The sequence below is a fragment of the Mycobacterium shinjukuense genome (genome assembly GCF_010730055.1).
Lineage (GTDB): Bacteria > Actinomycetota > Actinomycetes > Mycobacteriales > Mycobacteriaceae > Mycobacterium > Mycobacterium shinjukuense.
The window spans coordinates 1,640,978-1,658,702 of record NZ_AP022575.1; the positions used below are offsets into that span (position 1 = coordinate 1,640,978).

The window sequence follows — 17,725 nt, forward strand, 5'->3', positions numbered from 1 at the left end:
AGTCTAACGGCAACGTCCTCCTGCGCCGGGAGATCCGCGGGCAAAGAACCGGTCGATGCTTGCCGCGGGAGCGGGTCGGCGCCCACCCGCGGGGCGGGTCAGGCTTCGAGGGCGGCTTCCAGCTTTGCCCGTTGCTCGTCGTCGGCGAGGGCGATGAGTTGGTCCGCGACGTGTGGGGGCATCGTGGCGATGCTGACCTCGTGACCGTCCCGCTGGCAGTGGTCCAGGAAATACAGCAGGGCCCAGGCGCCGGAGGTGTCGAGGTAGCTGACGTTCTGCAGGTTCAGCGTCACATCGGTGCGGCCCTCCCGCAGGGGCCTGAGCACGCCGTCGACGGACAGGAACGACAGGGGGCCGTCGATGAAGTAGGTGCCGTCGTCGTCCTGGGTGACGTTGGCCTTGCGCTGCCGGGATCGCAACGCGTGGACGAGCAGCGCGAGGGTGACTCCCATCAGCACCGCGACGGTGAGGTCGACGACGACGGTGACGACCATCGTCGTGAACAGCACGATGACGTCGCCCTTGGGCGACACGTGAGCTTTGCGCATGGCCTTCCAGTCGAACATGCCGACCGCGGTGAGTATCAGGATTCCCGACAGCACCGCGAGCGGGATGAATTGCACGACCGCGCCGAGCCCGGCGACGAACGCGAACAACACGACGCTGTGGGTGGCCGCCGACAGCGCGGTGCGCCCACCGTTTCGGTTGTTCACCACGGACCGGACAGTCGCGCCCGCGCTGGCCAGCCCGCCGAACAAGCCGCTGGCGATGTTGCCGATCCCCTGGCCGATCAGTTCCTTGTTGCTGCGATGCCGGGTGCCGGTGATGTTGTCCATCACCAGCGACGTCAGCAGCGAGTCGAGGGATCCCAGCAGCGCGATGGCCAGGGCCGACGACAGCACTTGCAGCACCAGTGGACCGCTGAACTGCGGAACATTGAGCGACGGCATGGCCTCCGGGATCTCCCCGATGTATTCGACCGTGCGGTTGATCGGGACCGGCCCGATGCTGAGGTCGCGCAGCCACGGTGCAACCAGCGGCAACGTCGACGTGATCAGCACCAGGACTATCAGGCTCGGGGGGATCGCTTTGGTGAGCCTGCCGGAACCCAGCAGCAGGACGATCGTCACCACCACGAGCAGGAAGCTGCTGCGCATCTGGTGCGACTGACTGACGATGATGATGATCGCTATGCCACCCATGAATCCCGAGATCACGGGGTGCGGAATGTAGCGGATGAGCGAACCGAGCCGGCAAAGTCCGAACAGGATTTGTAAGGCGCCGGCCAGGATGAACGCGACGAAGGCGGCCTCGAGCCCGTGGGCACCGATGGTGGCCGCGGCGACAACGGTGATCGGGCCGGTGGGGCCGGTGACCTGGCCGGGTGTCCCGCCGAACACCGCGGCGAAGAATCCGGCGAAGATGGCGCCGTAGAGCCCGACCAGAGCGCCCTGGGAACTTCCGGTCGCGGTGATGCCGAACGCGATCGCTAGCGGCAGCGCAACGATTGCAACGGTCACTCCCGACAGGAGTTCTCGTGCGATTCGTCGGACCACTAGGCGAGCACCTTCAAGCGATTGCAACCTAACCCGACCCGCTGCGGGCCGAGCCGCCGACCAGACTTACCGGCACTCCCCGCTGTAAACATGCCGTATGGACCGGGTAAGACGCAACCCCCAGATGCTGCCCGCAGCACCGCCCAGCGGCAGCCGCCGACGCGGGCACTGAAAACTCTGGCTCATCACATGATCGATGAGCCGGGCGGTTGTGTTGCCGGGCCCGCGGGGAATGAACACGGTATGCCGTTGGCCGACGGTATGAGATGCTGACCGGCATGGCCGTGGATCCCGTCAGAGGCTGATGGTTGTGGTGCCCACCGCCGGTCCCAACGATTCCAATCAACTCGACGCGAGGCTGCTCCGGATCGCCGGCGTCTGCGTCCTAGGTTCGATGATGGCGATCGTCGACACCACCGTGGTCACCGTCGCGCAGCGCACCTTCATCACCGAGTTCGACTCCACCCAGGCCGTCGTCGCCTGGACGATGACCGGCTACACCCTTGCAATGGCCGCGGTAATCCCGATGGCCGGCTGGGCCGCCGATCGGTTCGGCACCAAGCGACTCTTCATGGGCTCGCTGGCGGCCTTCACGATGGGGTCGCTGTTGTGCGCAATAGCGCCAAATATTACCTCGCTCATCGTATTTCGGGTGACGCAGGGTCTCGGCGGGGGCATGCTGATGCCGCTGGTCCTTACGATCTTGACCCGCGAGGCGGGCCCGAAGCGGCTCGGCCGGGTGCTGGCGGTCCTAGGCATCCCGATGCTGCTGGGCCCGGTCTTCGGACCGGTCCTCGGTGGCTGGCTGATCGACAGCTTCAGCTGGCAGTGGATCTTCTGGATCAACCTGCCGTTCGGTCTGATCGCGATCGTCGGTGCGGCGATCGTCTTCCCGAAGGACCGCTCGACGCCGTCGGAAACCTTCGACTTCGTCGGCATGCTGCTGCTGTCGCCCGGCCTGGCGACATTCCTGTACGGCGTGTCAGTGATCCCCGGCCGCGGTACGGCGGCCGATCGCCAGGTGTGGATACCGGTGGCCATCGGCCTGGTGTTGGTCACTGGGTTCGCCTTTCACGCGCTCTCCCGCGCCGATCATCCGCTGATCGATCTGCGGCTGTTCACGAATCGGGTGATTACGCTGGCCAACGCGGCAATGTTTCTGTTCGCCACTTCCTTTTTCGGCGCCGGGCTGCTCTTCCCGAGCTATTTCCAGCAGCTGCTGCAGCAGACGCCGCTGCAAGCTGGGTTGAGCATGGTCCCCCGGGGAATCGGCGCCATGCTGACCATGCCGGTAGCCGGATCGCTGATGGACAAACGCGGACCGGGCAAGATCCTGTTGGTCGGCATCACCCTGATCACCACGGGCATGGGCATTTTCGCTTACGGGGTCGCGTTACAGGCTGACTACTCGCCGACTCTGGTCACCGGGCTGACAATCATGGGCCTGGGCATGGGCGCCACCATGATGCCGCTTTCCGCCGCCGCGGTCCAGACCCTGGCCCCGCATCAGATCTCGCGCGGTTCGACGCTGGTCAACGTCAATCAACAGGTGGCGTCCTCGATCGGGACCGCACTGATGTCGGTCATCCTCACCAGTCAATTCAACCGCAGCGCAAACGTTTCCGCGGCACACGAGGTCGAAATCCTGCGCGCCGACGCGGCCCGCCGTGGGGTGCCGGTTGACGTATCGCAGATGCCGGGACAGGCCCGCACCCCTGACTTCGCGGTCAACCTGCTGCACGACCTCTCGCGCGCCTATACAGTCGTTTTCGTGGTGGCGGTGGTGCTGGTGGCGTTGACGTTCATCCCGGTGGCGTTTCTTCCGAAAAAGCCGTCCGGCCCGCAGTAGCCTTACGCTGCTGCGGTATCGAATTCGACCGGCAGTGTGAGCGGTCCTGTCAGTGACGTAAACGGCTTCCACGGCGCGGCGCCGGTGCGCCGCAGGTTGGGCATGCGCCGTGGCAGGACGGCCAACGCATGCGTGAGTTCGGCCCTGGCCAGATGCGCACCCAGGCAGACGTGGATGCCGGTACCGAACGCCAGCCTCGGCGAGGGGTCTGCACGCGTGATGTCGAAGCGATCGGGATCGTCATACACCCTGGGGTCGCGGTTGGCCGCGGCGATGTTGACGGCGACTTTGGTGTCGGCCGGAATCACCACGCCGGCGAGCTCAACATCCTCGTAGGCCTCCCGGACAACGAAGAATGCAACCGGGGTGTGCCGCACGACCTCCGCGACCGCCTGCGGCGCCAGGTCGGGCTGTTCGGCCAGCAGTGCCCATTGTTCCGGGTGGTCGCACAGCACCTGCACTGCGGCCGCCAGCTGATGGCGGGTGGTGTCAGTCCCGGCCGTGAGAAGCACTGCCACCAACTTGCACAGCTCGTCGCGGGTGAGTCGATCACCGTCGTCCTCGGCGCGGAGCAACTCGGAAATCAAGTCGTCGGTGAGGTTTTCGCGTCGCTGGGCGACCATGTTGTCGATGTAGGCGTCGAGTTCGCCGTAGGCCTTCACGATGATGTCCTCGTTGCCCGCGGCGCTCCAGGTGAAGATCTTGAAAATGGTGTCAGCCCAGCCCGAGAAGAGCCGCCAGTCCCGTGCGGGGGCACCCAGCAACGCGCAGATGACTGGGATCGGATATCGCTGGGCGATGTCGACAACGACATCGCAGCTGCCTACCGCGGTCAGCGGCTCCACGATCGAGGTGATCAGTTCGGTCATCATGGTGTGCAGCCGCGCCGTAGCGCGTGGGGTGAACGCCTGGGCTACCAGCCGACGTAATCGGGCGTGTTCGGTCCCCTCTAGGCTGGGCAGGCTATTCCCGAACCGTTGCGTCAACGGCCCAGACGTAATGCCTTGCGCGGCAAGAAAGGAACCCTTGGGCATGCCGAAGCGGCTATCGAGCAACACACCGCGCACCAACTCGTAGCTCAGGATCTCTGGACCGAGCAGGCCCATGGCGATCGCCCCGCGCTCACGGGCTTGCCGGATACGCCGGTGCGCCTCCTCCGGGGTGGGTGCGTCCACGTAGGTCAGCTGCGGTAGGTTCGCTTCAAACACGCTCGGACACATGGCCGACCTCATCTCTTACGTGCATGTGCATCCAGCACCAAGTCCCGCACGTCGGTGACCGGCATCCGCGCTGGCGCATCCGACAGCAGTTCGGGTGACGAGGTGATGACGACCGGGGCGTCCTCCTCCGAGTCGGGAAGTCGCCCGTGTGTCCCACCGACGGACGCGCCGTTGAGCGCGACGACCCCCATGGTGTATCGCAGACCCACGGCCTTCTTCACCAGGGCCGCAGCCGCTTTGACCTTGACCGCACGATCACCGGGGTTCATTAGCAGCTCGGCCGGGTCATAGCCGGGCTTGCGATGAATGTCGACGCACGGGGCGAACTCCGGGGCACGGTCGTCGTCGAGCCAGTAATAGTAGGTGAACCAGGCTCCGGGCTTGGCGATCGCGACCAGCTCACCCGATCTGGGGTGGTCGATCGCCAAGGTGCGCTGCTTGTTGCGGTCGAGCACCTCATCGACGCCGTGCAATCCCGTCAACAGGCTCGCGACCCGGGCGATGTCGGTGTCGTCGCGCACGTACACGTGGGCGACTTGATGGTCGGCGACGGCGAACGCCCGGGATGTCCACGGGTCCAGGTATTCCCGGCCCTGCTGCGTGTAGACGTTGAGGTAACTTTCGCGCCGGAGCAAACGGTTGATGTCCACCGGGGTGTCGGCTGACGCGATCCCGTATTCGGAGACGACGATGGTCGTCATCTCGTGCTCGGCGGCACACGTCAGCAAGGGGCCCAGCGCCGCGTCGACATCGGTGGCCGCGGTGATCGCCAGCGGTGAATGCGGGCCGTAGCGCTGAAAGTCATAGTCCAGGTGCGGTATATAGGTGGTCAGCAATGTGGGCGAATAACGCTGCAGTATTTCGATTGACGCGTCCACCAGCCAGCGCGACGACGTGATGTTGGCCGTTGGTCCCCAATATTGGAACAACGGGAACGTGCCCAGCTTTTCGGTCAGGATGTCATGCAGATCCGCTGGAACCGTGTAGCAGTCGGGCGATTTGCGTCCGTCTTGGTGATACACCGGCCGTGGCGTGACGATCACGTCGTTGCTGGCGTTCATCGCGTACCACCAACCGACGTTGGCCGAGCGGTATCCGTCGAAGCGGCCGGCTGCGGTCTCCCAGACCTTCTCCCCTGCGACCAGTTTGTTGCTTTGGCGCCACAGCAGCACTTCGCCGAGGTCGCGGAAATACCATCCGTTGCCGACGATTCCGTGTTGGTTGGGCATCAGGCCGGTGACCATCGACGACTGCACTGGGCAGGTGACCGCCGGGAAAACCGGGGCGAGCTGGGTCAGGGCGCCTTGGGCGGCCAGCGCGGAAAGGTTCGGCATGTGCCGTAGCAGCGGCCGGGTCAACCCGACGACGTCGATCAGCAGAACACGGTGCGTCATACCGGGTCCCGCGCACAGAGCAGTTCGTCAAGCCATCGGATCTCGGCGGCGATGTCTTCGGCCAGGCTGCCGGTGCGCAGCGACCGCGGCAGCACCTCCCAGGTGTACGTCTCGATTTCGACGTCGATGGACCCGGTCAGCCATCTGTCAGAAAGGATCGCCAGGACATCGGTCAGCACGTGTGACGTGTTGCCGAGGGGTGCCGGCGGACTGGTATGCAAGGGCACGTGGTAGTGCACGCGCGCGCTGCCCGACCTCGGTATGGCGGGATCCTCGAACGAGAGGTCATCTCGGAACCACCGGCGGCCGTCCGCGTCGAAACCGTTGACCTGGTGCAAATACGGGGAGTTGGCGAATTCGGTGAAGGCTTCGGCAACCCCTTCGGCGCTCAGGTTCTCGATCTCAATTGCGTTGGAGGCCTGAATTTTTACCACCTCCATTCCCACTGCGGAAAGCCCGGCCAGCACCTCGGCCGGATCTTCGTGCATCACCGCCAGGTGGCAGGTATCCAGGCACACACCCACATACCGCGGGTCCACGTCACCGGCCTGGACGGCCCGGTTCAACCAGCCGATGGCATCGTGACAGGACCCGATGACGCAGCCGGGTTCGGGTTCGATGGCCAATCTGACCCGGTGACCCGAGCGGTCTTCGATGCGTTGCAGATCGTGGCAGAGCCGGCACAGGTTGTCCCGCGCCTGCCCGTCGGCCACCTGATCCCAGGGATCACCCCAGGCCAGCGGCAGCGTGGAGATGCTGCCATGGTCGGTGTCGGCCAACAGCCCACCGAGCACCTCGGCGCAGTGCCTGGTATAGCTCAGCCGCTGCGGTGTGGTCCAGTCTGGTTGGTACACGGCGTGCTTGACCGAACTACCGTGGAAGGTTCCGTACGGAAAGGCATTCATGGTGACCACGCCCAGGCCGCTATCCTGGAGAACTCTGGCCAAGCGGTGACGTGCTCGAGGATCGCCGGACAGTTGTGCCATGGTGTGAGCCGGCAACCACAGTCCGACGCCGAGTTGGTCGAGGCCGGCGCGCTCGCGCGCCGGACCGAACACGGACCGCAACTGTCGCTCCAGCTCCAGTAGTGTGTGGGCGGGAACCACGTTGCTGCAGTAAGACAGCATCATCGCCGCTCCCCGCGGTGGATCGTATTGCCGGCGAAGGCGCCCGCGGTGTCCTCGCTCATGAGCCGCAGTTGCCCGCTTTGTCCGTAGAACTCGACGGGATTGCGCCACATCACCCGGTCGACGTCGTCTTCGGTGAAGGAAGCCGCCAGCATTGCCCGTGCGGTCTTGGCGGTCTTGAGCGGATCAGACCGGCCCCAATCGGCGGCGGAGTTGACGAGGATCCGTTCCAGGCCGTAGCGCTGCATCAAGGCGACCATTCGTGCCTCGTCCATCTTGGTGTCGGGATAGATCGAAAAGCCGGCCCAACAGCCGCTTTCCACCGCGGGCTGGATCGTCACTTCGTTGAGATGGTCCAGCAGCACCAACCCGGGGTCGATTCCCACCCGATGTACCACATCGATGCTGGCCAGCGTGCCGCTGAGCTTGTCACGGTGCGGGGTGTGGACAAGCGCGGGAAGCCCGCGTTCGGCGGCCATTTCCAGCTGTATCTCGAAGGCCTCGGTTTCCTCGGCGGTCATGCAGTCATAGCCGATCTCACCGACTGCAACGACACCGGTCTTCGAGAGATAACGAGGGACATGATCGAGTATCGGCCGGCAGCGGCTGTCGTTGGCTTCCTTGGGATTTAGCGCGATCGTGCAATTGTGTGCGATGCCGAACTGTGAAGCTCGGTAACGCTCCCAGCCGATGAGGCTGTCGAAATAGTCGATGAACGTTGCGGCGTTGGTCCGGGGCTGGCCCAGCCAGAAGGCCGGCTCGACCACGGCGCGCACACCGGCCGCGTACATCGCCTCGTAGTCGTCGGTGGTGCGCGAGGTCATGTGAATGTGGGGGTCGAAGATCCTCACTTCGCAACCTCCGTCGCCGTGGCTGTCAGGCGCAGCAGCATCTCCACATCGGCCGACACCGAGCGCTCGGCGGCGCGGCGTTCGCTGATGTAATCGGCGGCCATGCGGCCCAATTCGGCGTCGACGCGGGTAACCAAACCGGATATGCCCCGCAACGGGACATCCATGAAGATGAGCTTCATCACGCCGTGTCGCCAGGCATGTTGGGCCAGGAAGCGGGCACCGAATCCGCCGAGCGCGGCGGTGACCAGCCGGGGATCGTTGCACCGCAACGCATCCTCGGCCAGCCCGACTCCGGTGGTGGTCACGACGGGGCCGAGTTTGTCATCCAGCGCCAACGTCTCCAATCCGCGAAGCACGGCCAGGCGTTCGTCGGTGTCCCCCCATCGATAGAGCTTGTCGATGAGCGGACCGGCGATGGCATCGGGACTTTCGGTGACCAGACCAACCAGCAGCCGCACTCGGGCCAGCAGGGCCGCACCACTGGAAGCCGGTGATGTCCCGCGCTCCGCGCCGGGGAAGAGTTCCAGAATCTTGTCGGGGCTGCTAGCAATCTCGGCCATAGCCGTATCGATCCACCATCGGGCCCCGATCGGCAGCCTGGCCAGCTTGATCGCCTGCATGCTGCGGCGCAATACATTCGGCGCGTCGTGTGAGTGACGCGGCAGCTCCACCGAGGCAATGCCGCCAAACCCGCTGTCGTGCAAGGCATCCATTACAGCGCCCAAGTCGACGCTGCCGTCGCCGAATTCGAGGTGCTCGTGGCGCTGCGGCGTCATGTCGTCGAGATGTACATTGACCAGTTTGTCGCCCAGTTCGGCGATCGCCGTCTGCGCGCCGGCCGGCTCGGTCATCACACAGTGGCCGACGTCGAGCGTGATGCCAAGCCGCGGAGGGTCATCGAGCGCCCGGCACAGCTCGCGCGCTTGGTGCACGGTTTCGACGAACATTCCGGGTTCTGGCTCGAATCCCAAGGTGACCACCTTGCGGTCGGCGTATTCCACCAGGTGCGCGAGCCTGCTCAACAGCAGATCGCGGGTGGTGTCGGGGTCGGTGTGACCGCCGGCGTAGCCCGACCAGAGCGAGACGCAGGTGGCCCCCAGGTCAGCGGCGATATCGATGGCGCGCCGCAGGAATTCGATGCGGGGCTCGGCGGCAACGTCGACCAACGACGGTTTGTGCTTGTTGCGTGGATCCAGCAGGTAGCGCGCTCCGGTTTCGATGGCCACCCGCAAGCCATGGGTGTCCAGCAGTGCCCGCAGAGCACTAACCTGCGAGCCGAGATCGGAGTCGAATGGTCGTACATGGGGATGTCCGATGGTCAGCGCGACGGCGGTGTACCCCTCGTCGGCGATCAAGGCGAGCGCATCTGACAGCGGATGGTCAGCTAGGCTATTGGTGTTGTACCCAACGTGCATCAGGTCACCTCGGTGGGTTTGGGCGCGGACACCTTCAATCGCAAGCCGATCGCCAGCCCGCACAGCGCGAGCATGGTGTGTGACCGTGGCGCCCGCGCGGCCAACATCGCCTGCACCGCGATCGTGGATGCGATGCCGTCGCGCACCGCGGCACGGATCACCGCGGCGGTGGGCTGCCGCCACGCCTTCCACAGGCCGGGGCCAAACGACCACAGGTACACCGCCCCCGCCGGCGCCGCGCGATACCCCGCGCCGGCGAGCATCGCCGAGGTCGCGACCGCGCCGGCCAGTGCGCCGACGATCGCGGGCAGGCTGCGCTCGGAACCCGTTACCTCGCAACGGGATAACACGGTGACGGCGGTGGTGTGCAGGCCGACCACCGAGGCCGGTACCAGCGCGGCTCGATAATTTGGGCTGGCGCCGAGCATGACGTCGAGGAACCGGCAGCCCGACATGACCAAGGGTCCGGCGGCGGTGTCCTTGGCGGCGAGGTCATAGGCCGCGACACACAGCATGATCCGACTCGCGGCGGCCAATCCGTGCCGCCCGGCGACCGCGGTTGCCGTCACGACGCCCGCGGCGGCCAAGGCCGCGGCGACCGACAATGCCGAGCCGGGCGACACCTGACCGGACGGAATGGGCCGCTCGGGGCGCTCGACGGCGTCTCGCTCCCGGTCGGCCCAGTCGTTGAGCACCATGCCGCTCCAATACAACAGGGCCGACGCCGGCGGCAGCGCCAGGCGCCGTCCCGCCAGCGGACGCCCCGACCAGATACCGCCCACGGCGGTGTCACCGAGAACCGTGAGGGCGGCGGGCGCCCTCATCAGGTCGAGGTACGCCTTGACCTTCACCGGCCGGCCGACGCCGAGAACGACTTGGTCCACCGCAGCAACGTGTCGTATTGCGCCGCAAGTGAATGCGTCGCAGCACCCCATGGCTCCTTGAAGAAGAAACCCAATGGTCCGACGACACCGTGCGCGCCGCGAACACGAGCCATCGCCAACAGTCGCGCGACATCGAGAACCAGCGGCGCGGCCAGCGCGGAGTCCGGTGCGGACCAGATCGTTTGCAGGGTGATCTGACCACCGAGAAATCCGGTGGCATGGATGTAATCCCACGCGACCTTGGTTTCGCCGAGGTCGGGCACGTAGTCGATGTGCAGCGGAGCGGTCACTGCCCCGCCCAGCAGCTGCCGGATGCCGCGCTGCTTGCTGGCGAGCTTGGACGCGGCGGCAACCGGATCGGCCAGCGTGGCGCCGTCGCCGCCGCCCAGCAGGTTCGTCCCGGACCACGATTGAACGGCCATCGCGCGGCTGGCGAACATCGGCGCCAGCACCGTTCGCAGCAGGGTTTGGCCGGTCTTGGCGTCCTGGCCGGCGTAGAGCATGCCCGCGTCGTCGGCCAGGTTACGTAGCGCGGGCAGGCCCAGGGTCGGCGACGGGGTGAAGCAGGAGTACGCGGCACCGGTGCGTATCGCGGCAAGGGCGGTCAGCCCGCTCGCCGGCAGCACGATGCGGTTCTTCTGGGTCAGCGCCGCCAGCAGCAGATCGGGATCGTGGTACTCGGGTAAGTCCACCACCGGTGGTTGCGTGGACGCCACGTCGATCACGACGAACACATCCAGTGAATGCCGCGCGACGAACGAGGCCATCGCGCCGCTGAGCCGGTCAACAAGTTCGGCTTGACTGGTGGCCCCAGCCGTCGCCGGATCCGCCGTGGCCATGCAGGACCGTCCGACAATCTCGTCGTCGGTGGCCGCAAGTCGATCGGCCACCGCGGCGACTATGCGAGGCGGCAACAGCCCCGCCTCGACGAGTGTCTCCGCGCGCTTGACCAACGGGGTGGTGGAGACGTCGCGCCCGGCCACCACGAAATCTGAAGGCCGCGGCAGCGGGGCGTCGGCAAAGTCTTCGGTGGCCGTGACGCAGCCGGTGTCCGGTATCAGGCCCGCGCTGAGCGCGTACAAGCCCACGATGGAGGTGGTCGCCACCGACCCCCGCGCACCGGTAAGCCAGAGACCGCAACGTTTCTCCGGCTCCGGCCGTGCGGGCACCTCGGATGTGGTGCCCTGGTGGTCCATCGGGCGCTCCCTGGTGCAGAAACGTCGTGAAAACCTGGTGAATCGAGCGTGTCGGACTAGCTTTTCTCAGCAAATGATGCTAACACCGCGCAACCCGTACGCTGGCAACTGATGAACTTCAAAGCACGCATCGCTCCGCTGCGCTGGTCGGTGTGGCGGTTGCTACCCGGTATTCGCAACATCACCACGACGGGCCAGATCGGAGACGGCCGGGAAGCGGCGGCCGTCGAGTATGTCCTGCGGCACGCGCGGGCCGGAGACATCGACGACATGCTGGCCACCATCGACAAATTCGCCTACGAAAAGTCGATCCTGATCAACGTCGGCGACGAGAAGGGTCGGCTGCTGGACGACGCGGTGCGCCGGGCCAATCCGGCACTGGCGTTGGAGTTGGGCACCTACTGCGGCTACGGCGCAATGCGGATCGCGCGGGCCGCTCCCACGGCCAAGGTGTACTCCGTCGAGCTTGCCCAAGCCAACGCCGTCAACGCCCGCCAGATCTGGGCTCATGCCGGCGTTGCCGACCGGGTGACCTGCGTGGTGGGCACCATCGGCGACGGCGGACGCACCCTCGACGCGCTGGCGATGGAGCACGGATTCAGCACTGGCACACTCGATTTCGTGTTCCTCGATCACGACAAGAAGGCCTACCTGGACGACCTGCAGGCCATCCTGGACCGCGGTTGGCTGCATGCCGGCTCCATCGTGGTCGCCGATAACGTCAAGGTGCCGGGCGCGCCGAAGTACCGGGCATACATGCGTCGCCAACAGGGCCGGCTATGGGACACCGTCGAGCACGAGACGCACCTGGAATATCAGACCTTGGTGCCGGATCTGGTGCTGGAGTCCGAGTACTTGGGCTGATCGTCACAGCAGAATCCCCAACCTCATCTGCACCACTTTCGCGCCTCCGGCGGCGTGGTTGGGCGGTTCTGTCGGGCCGGGTCGATACGGTGCGGGCGTGCACTCATCGATGTATCCGTCGATCGACCTTGACGATGCCCACGCACGGCTAGGCGCCGACACCTATCGCCGCGGGAGGGCGTATGCCCGCGAGGGACGGGTGGTGCGTTGCCTGTGGGATCCGGACGATGACGCCCTGGTCGGCAGCGTTCGCGGTAACCGGGGCCGCAGCTACACCACCACCGTGCATCTGTCGGCGGACCGCGCCGACACCCGGCGGGTCACCCTCGGGCTGTGCACCTGCCCCATGCGGTTCGATTGCAAGCATGTGGCGGCGATCCTCATCGCGGCCACCGGCATCACCGCAACGCCCGCCAAAGGCGCGATGGCTGGCGCGCCGCCGAGCCCTCCGACCTGGCGCGCGTCGCTAGACGAGCTGTTACCGAGATCTGCGCCCGGCAGCCCCGTCGGCATACCGCTGGCTATCGAGCTCAGCCGGTCGGCGAACGGTCTGGACGCCCGGCTGGTACGTCCGGGCAAACGTGGCGGCTGGGTAGCCGCCGATCTGAGCTGGAGTCGGGTAGCCGCGCTGCGCCACTGCGGCTATCCCGACGCTCATCTTCACCTCGTGCACGAGTTCTACGCGGCCTACCGGGCATCGGCGACGAATTCGACTGGCTACTACGGCTATTCGTACCCGGATGTCAAAGCGATCTCGCTGCTGAAGTTTGAGTCGCCCCAGTTGTGGCCGCTGCTGGACGAGGCGCGCCGCATCGGGGTGCGGCTGCTGCAGGCTGGAGCGCACCACGAGGTGCCGGCGTATTCCACGGCCAGGCTGTGCCTCGACGTCACCACCGACGAGTCCGGCGACCTCACGGTCGCCCCCGTGCTTCAGGTCGGCGACGCGCCGGCACGGCCGATCGCATTCATCGGGTCGTCGGGCCACGGTGTGGTCTACACCGACGGCGGGCTGCGGCTGGCGCGGCTGGACGCCCCGGCCCCGCCGGCGTTGCAACGCCGGGCGCTCGGCGGTCAATCCCTGGTGATTCCCGCCAACGAAGCCGCGCGCTTCGCCACCGAGTACTACCCCGGGCTGCGGCACATCGCGGCGATCACGTCGTCGGACGAGTCGTTCGCGCCGCCGACGATCACCGGGCCGACGCTGGTGCTGTGCGCCGACTACCGGGATGAGCACCAGCTGGAGTTGACGTGGGAGTGGGCGTATCGGGTGGGCGACAGCGACTTTCGCGTGCGTGTGGATTCACCGCGCGATGCGGGCTACCGCGACCGCGACGCCGAGCACCAGGTTGCGTTGAGCATCGACGCCCCGCTGGAGCGGTTCGGGCTACGCGCCGCCGACGGCGCTCTCATCGGCGGCACGCGGCTGTCGGGTCTGGAGACGATGCGTTTCGCCACCGAGCTGCGGCCGCTGCTGGCCGCGCTGCCCGACGTCGCGCTGGAGGTGACCGGCACCCCCGTCGACTATCGGGAGGCCGGGGGCTCGCTGGTGATCGCGGTGACCACCGACGCGGTCCCCGGCGAGACCGACTGGTTCGATCTGGGCGTGACGATCAGCGTTGAGGGCAAACAGGTTCCGTTCGTCACCGTGTTCACCGCGCTGGCGTCCGGGCAGTCGCACCTGCTGCTTGCCGACGGCGCCTACTTCGCGCTGGACAAGCCGGAACTGGTCAAGCTGCGCCGGCTGATCGAGGAGGCCCGCGCACTCACCGACGCCGAGCAGGGGCCGCCCCGGATCAGCCGGTTTCAGGTCGGGCTCTTCGACGAACTCGCCGAACTCGGCGTGGTCACCCGCCAGGCCGAGGAATGGCGACGCCAGGTCGACGGGCTGCGCGCTCTGCAGGGTGTGGCGCCCGTTCCGGTGCCGCGTGGCCTGCGCGCCCAGCTGCGGCCCTATCAGGCCGACGGGTTCTCCTGGCTGGCGACGCTGTACACCCATGGGCTCGGCGGGATCTTGGCCGACGACATGGGTCTCGGCAAGACCGTGCAATCATTAGCCCTGATCTGCCATGTCCGACAACGGAATTCGTGTCCAGATCCCTTCCTGGTGGTAGCGCCGTCGAGCGTGCTGGCGAACTGGGCCGCCGAGGCTGCGCGGTTCGCGCCGAAACTGTCGGCGGTCGCGATCACCGATACCCTCCGTCGCGCCGGTGCCGACCTGCGGGAGCTGGCCGCGGGTGCCGACATCGTTATCACCTCATATACCCTGTTCCGGCTCGAGTTCGACGCCTACGCCGCCCGATCCTGGTCCGGGCTGATCCTCGACGAAGCCCAGTATGTGAAGAACCGGCACGCCAAGACCTATCAGTGCGCCCGCCGGCTGCTCGCGCCCGTCAAGATCGCGATCACCGGCACACCGATGGAGAACAACCTCATGGAGCTGTGGTCGCTGCTGTCGATCACCGCGCCGGGGTTGTTTCCCAACCCGGTCACGTTCGCCGACTACTTCGCCAAGCCCATCGAACGGACCGGAGACCCAGAGCTCCTCGCCCTGTTTCGCCGCCGGATCAAACCGCTGGTGAAGCGCCGCACCAAGGAGCTGGTGGCCGCCGAGCTGCCCGCCAAGCAAGAGCAGGTCCTCGACATCGAACTGCCTGCCCGGCACCGCACACTCTACGACAAGCGGCTGCAACGGGAACGCCAGAAGGTGCTCGGCCTGCTCGATGACATCGAGCGCAACCGCTTCACCATCCTGAAATCCCTGACCGTGCTGCGCCAGATGGCGTTGCACCCCGGGCTGGTCGACCCCGCGCACGACACCCTGGCCAGCGCGAAGGTCGACGTGCTCACCGAGCAGCTGCGCGACGTCGCCGACGGCGGTCACCGCGCGCTGGTGTTCAGCCAGTTCACCCGCTTCCTGCGCCGGGTGGGTGATCGCCTCGACGCCGAGGGCGTCGACTACTGCTACCTGGATGGGCGCACCCGCAACCGTCCCAAGGTGATCCAGCGGTTCAAGGAGGGGGGAGCGCCGGTTTTCCTGATCAGCTTGAAGGCCGGCGGGTTTGGGTTGAACCTCACCGAGGCCGACTATTGCTTCCTGCTGGACCCGTGGTGGAACCCGGCCACCGAGACCCAGGCGATCGACCGCACCCACCGGATCGGCCAAACCCGCAACGTCATGGTCTACCGGCTGATCGCCCGCGACACCATCGAAGAGAAGGTCATCGCCCTCAGCGCCCGTAAGGCCAAGCTGTTCGCCAGCGTCATCGACGACGGCAACGCCTTCGGTTCCGCGCTCACCGCCGACGATATCCGCGGACTGCTCGCCTGAGCGGAGGCTAGGGCGCGCCCCATGCGTCGAGGTTCAGTCGCCAGGGGAATCGGAACGGCGGTGGTGAATGTGCCGGTACCACAGGTGATTCCGGGTAACCGAACTCACCTGTGAGGTGCAACGCGGGGAGAGCGTCCCAATCTTGCAGGGCAGGAGCCTCGGCAGCCGAGCACTCGTCATCGCGTTCCCGTTTCCTCCCGACGTCGGTGCGTTCAGCGTTGCCGCCGAGCGTCAGGCACCGTGTGTGAAGGTTCCGTTCATCATGGTCATGTCGACGGGCGTCGATGCGATATCGGTAGCGGATACGTCGAAGAGGTTGCGGCGCAACACCACAAGATCCGCAAGCTTGCCAGCCTGTACCGATCCCACCGCGCCGTCCAGGCGTAGCTGGCGGGCGGCACCCAGCGTGGCGGCGTGCAGGGCCTGCGCCAGATCAAGCCGCTGGTCGGCCGGCTCCAGGATGGGCGCATCGGGTCGTCCGATGAGTTGACGCGTCACCGCGATCTGCACCGCGTCAAGCGGCTTGTAGGTCGAGAAGTACCCTGCGGCCGGCCAGTCGGTCCCAAACGCAATCGTGGCACCGGTCTCGAGCACCGCGCGGGGCCGGAAGAACCGCTGCTGTCGGCGCGGCCCGTAGCGTTCGAGCGCGATATCGACCGTGCTCGGGTCGGCGGACATCCAGTTGCCGGAGAATTGGGCGATCACACCGAGCTCCCCAAATCGCGGCACATCGGTGTCGTCGACGTAGACCAGGTGCGCGATCGAGTGCCGGCGCTCGCGCGGCGGGTTTGTCTTGATCGCCGCCTCGATCGCGTCGAGCGCAACGCGCACCGTGCGGTCGCCGATCGCATGCACGTGCACGTCAATGTCCGCCGCATCGGCATCAACGACCAGCCGCCGCCAGTCGTCCTCCGAGAACGGTGACTGACCAATCGAATCCGGCTTGTCGGCGTACGGCGCCAGCAGATATGCCGTGTGCCCCTCGGCGGTGCCGTCGCCGATGATCTTGAGCACGCCACCCCTGACCAGCTCGGTGGCGAAGCGTTGGCGCAACGCAACCGTCCGCGCCACCGCGTCGTCGATCGGTGGCGCCTTGACGATGTGCGATACCACCACCCGGAACGGCAGCCGCCCTTGCCGTTCCAGGTCTGTGTAGACGGTGGCCAACCCGTCGGGGTCGTTACCCTCCGGCGGCATCCCGGCGTCGAACACCGCGGTGATCCCGGCGGCCGCGGCCCTGGGCGCCCAATCGGCGAGCAGCGTCGTCATCGCGGCTTTGGTGACCGGCTCGATTGCGCCGACGATCCCAAGCACGGCCGGTAACTCCAGCACATAGCCGGTAGGGTGGCCGGCGGGATCGCGTTGATAGAAGCTGAATCCAGGCACGGGGTCTGGGGTTTCGCTGGTGACGCCCGCTATCTCGAGTGCCATGCTGTTCACCCACGCACTGTGGGCGTCGATGGAGAACAACACCGCCGGCCGGTCGGGCACGATGCGGTCCAGGTCGTTGCGGCTGGGCCCGTCGGGCGGGAACATGTCGACGCGCCATCCGAATCCCCTTACCGTGCCCGATGGATTGTCGCGCGCATACGCGGAGATCGCGGCGAGCGCGTCGGATCGGGACGGCAACTGCAGATCGACGCCCGGCGTGAAGAAGGCACCGACAATCGGATGGATGTGCGCTTCGACGAACCCGGGCAGCAGCATCCGCCCGTCAAGCTCGACGACTCGGGTCGCCGGCCCGATCCGTGCCGAGACCTCGGCGTTCGAGCCGACGGCCACGATGTGGCGGCCGCGCACCGCGACGGCCTCTGCCCACGGCGACGACGGGTCGAGCGTGTAGACGGCGCCGCGGCGGAAAACGACTGTTGCCACGCCGTCGGAGGCCGACGCCGAGTCGGCCGGTCCGGTGCGGCCGTCGGCTCGCGCCGCCGATCCGGCCCCGCCCAACTCACCGATGCTCGACACCGTGTTTTCCTCAAACGCCGCCATGAGCTGGCAGTTGGTGCACATGAGATCCTTCCTCGTGAGCGGCAAC

At 66.5% G+C, this 17,725-nt stretch carries 12 protein-coding genes; 3 read left to right on the top strand and 9 right to left on the bottom strand.

All coding sequences use genetic code 11. From position 1 onward, the window contains the following. Positions 1-98: 98 nt before the first annotated feature. Entirely contained in the window at positions 99-1,556 is a 1,458-nt protein-coding gene (locus tag G6N20_RS07330) for a SulP family inorganic anion transporter (RefSeq protein WP_083046395.1), read from the bottom strand. A gap of 304 nt (positions 1,557-1,860) precedes the next feature. Here G6N20_RS07330 and G6N20_RS07335 point away from each other — a divergent pair, with 304 nt between their 5' ends. Next, positions 1,861-3,405, top strand: coding sequence for a DHA2 family efflux MFS transporter permease subunit (locus G6N20_RS07335; RefSeq protein WP_083046396.1), 1,545 nt, complete (start codon positions 1,861-1,863; stop codon positions 3,403-3,405). A 2-nt stretch (positions 3,406-3,407) separates the two neighbouring features. Here the strand turns inward: G6N20_RS07335 and G6N20_RS07340 are convergent, their stop codons facing one another. Genes G6N20_RS07340 through G6N20_RS07370 form a run of 7 tightly spaced genes read right to left on the bottom strand, consistent with a single transcriptional unit; the run spans position 3,408 to position 11,495 of the window. Beyond that, positions 3,408-4,637, bottom strand: coding sequence for a cytochrome P450 (locus G6N20_RS07340; protein ID WP_083046397.1), 1,230 nt, complete (start codon positions 4,635-4,637; stop codon positions 3,408-3,410). Continuing rightward, entirely contained in the window at positions 4,634-6,019 is a 1,386-nt protein-coding gene (locus tag G6N20_RS07345; protein WP_083046398.1) for a nucleotide pyrophosphatase/phosphodiesterase family protein, read from the bottom strand. The genes G6N20_RS07340 and G6N20_RS07345 overlap by 4 nt, the downstream gene beginning before the upstream one ends. Continuing rightward, on the bottom strand, positions 6,016-7,149 hold the full coding sequence (gene eboE / locus G6N20_RS07350) for a metabolite traffic protein EboE (RefSeq protein WP_232065457.1): 1,134 nt from the start codon (positions 7,147-7,149) through the stop codon (positions 6,016-6,018). The genes G6N20_RS07345 and eboE overlap by 4 nt, the downstream gene beginning before the upstream one ends. Further along, positions 7,146-7,997, bottom strand: a complete 852-nt coding sequence (locus G6N20_RS07355) for a TatD family hydrolase (RefSeq protein ID WP_083046399.1) — start codon at positions 7,995-7,997, stop codon at positions 7,146-7,148. Before G6N20_RS07355 ends, eboE begins: the two co-directional genes overlap by 4 nt. Next, positions 7,994-9,415 (bottom strand): TIM barrel protein, encoded by a 1,422-nt coding sequence (locus G6N20_RS07360; protein ID WP_083046400.1) that lies wholly within the window; start codon positions 9,413-9,415, stop codon positions 7,994-7,996. The genes G6N20_RS07355 and G6N20_RS07360 overlap by 4 nt, the downstream gene beginning before the upstream one ends. Beyond that, entirely contained in the window at positions 9,415-10,299 is an 885-nt protein-coding gene (locus G6N20_RS07365; RefSeq protein WP_232065458.1) for an SCO3242 family prenyltransferase, read from the bottom strand. The genes G6N20_RS07360 and G6N20_RS07365 overlap by 1 nt, the downstream gene beginning before the upstream one ends. Continuing rightward, on the bottom strand, positions 10,263-11,495 hold the full coding sequence (locus G6N20_RS07370; RefSeq protein WP_083046401.1) for an inositol-3-phosphate synthase: 1,233 nt from the start codon (positions 11,493-11,495) through the stop codon (positions 10,263-10,265). Before G6N20_RS07370 ends, G6N20_RS07365 begins: the two co-directional genes overlap by 37 nt. 111 nt (positions 11,496-11,606) lie before the next feature. Between G6N20_RS07370 and G6N20_RS07375 the strand changes: the two genes are divergently transcribed. Both G6N20_RS07375 and G6N20_RS07380 read left to right on the top strand, forming a co-directional pair. After that, complete coding sequence (locus tag G6N20_RS07375) at positions 11,607-12,359, top strand: O-methyltransferase (protein WP_083046402.1); 753 nt, start codon at positions 11,607-11,609, stop codon at positions 12,357-12,359. Positions 12,360-12,456: 97 nt separating this feature from the next. Continuing rightward, entirely contained in the window at positions 12,457-15,687 is a 3,231-nt protein-coding gene (locus tag G6N20_RS07380) for a DEAD/DEAH box helicase (protein WP_408632558.1), read from the top strand. A 231-nt stretch (positions 15,688-15,918) separates the two neighbouring features. Here the strand turns inward: G6N20_RS07380 and G6N20_RS07385 are convergent, their stop codons facing one another. Beyond that, positions 15,919-17,700: an amidohydrolase gene (locus G6N20_RS07385; protein ID WP_083046404.1), complete on the bottom strand. Its 1,782-nt coding sequence runs from the start codon at positions 17,698-17,700 to the stop codon at positions 15,919-15,921. Between the last annotated feature and the right edge of the window lie 25 nt (positions 17,701-17,725).

Excerpts from the sequence above, each read along its gene's own strand:
- G6N20_RS07335 (WP_083046396.1), top strand. The coding sequence starts at position 1,861 with ATGGTTGTGGTGCCCACCGCCGGTCCCAACGATTCCAATCAACTCGAC.
- G6N20_RS07340 (WP_083046397.1), bottom strand. The coding sequence starts at position 4,637 with ATGAGGTCGGCCATGTGTCCGAGCGTGTTTGAAGCGAACCTACCGCAG.
- G6N20_RS07345 (WP_083046398.1), bottom strand. The coding sequence starts at position 6,019 with ATGACGCACCGTGTTCTGCTGATCGACGTCGTCGGGTTGACCCGGCCG.
- eboE (WP_232065457.1), bottom strand. The coding sequence starts at position 7,149 with ATGATGCTGTCTTACTGCAGCAACGTGGTTCCCGCCCACACACTACTG.
- G6N20_RS07360 (WP_083046400.1), bottom strand. The coding sequence starts at position 9,415 with ATGCACGTTGGGTACAACACCAATAGCCTAGCTGACCATCCGCTGTCA.
- G6N20_RS07370 (WP_083046401.1), bottom strand. The coding sequence starts at position 11,495 with ATGGACCACCAGGGCACCACATCCGAGGTGCCCGCACGGCCGGAGCCG.
- G6N20_RS07375 (WP_083046402.1), top strand. The coding sequence starts at position 11,607 with ATGAACTTCAAAGCACGCATCGCTCCGCTGCGCTGGTCGGTGTGGCGG.
- G6N20_RS07385 (WP_083046404.1), bottom strand. The coding sequence starts at position 17,700 with ATGTGCACCAACTGCCAGCTCATGGCGGCGTTTGAGGAAAACACGGTG.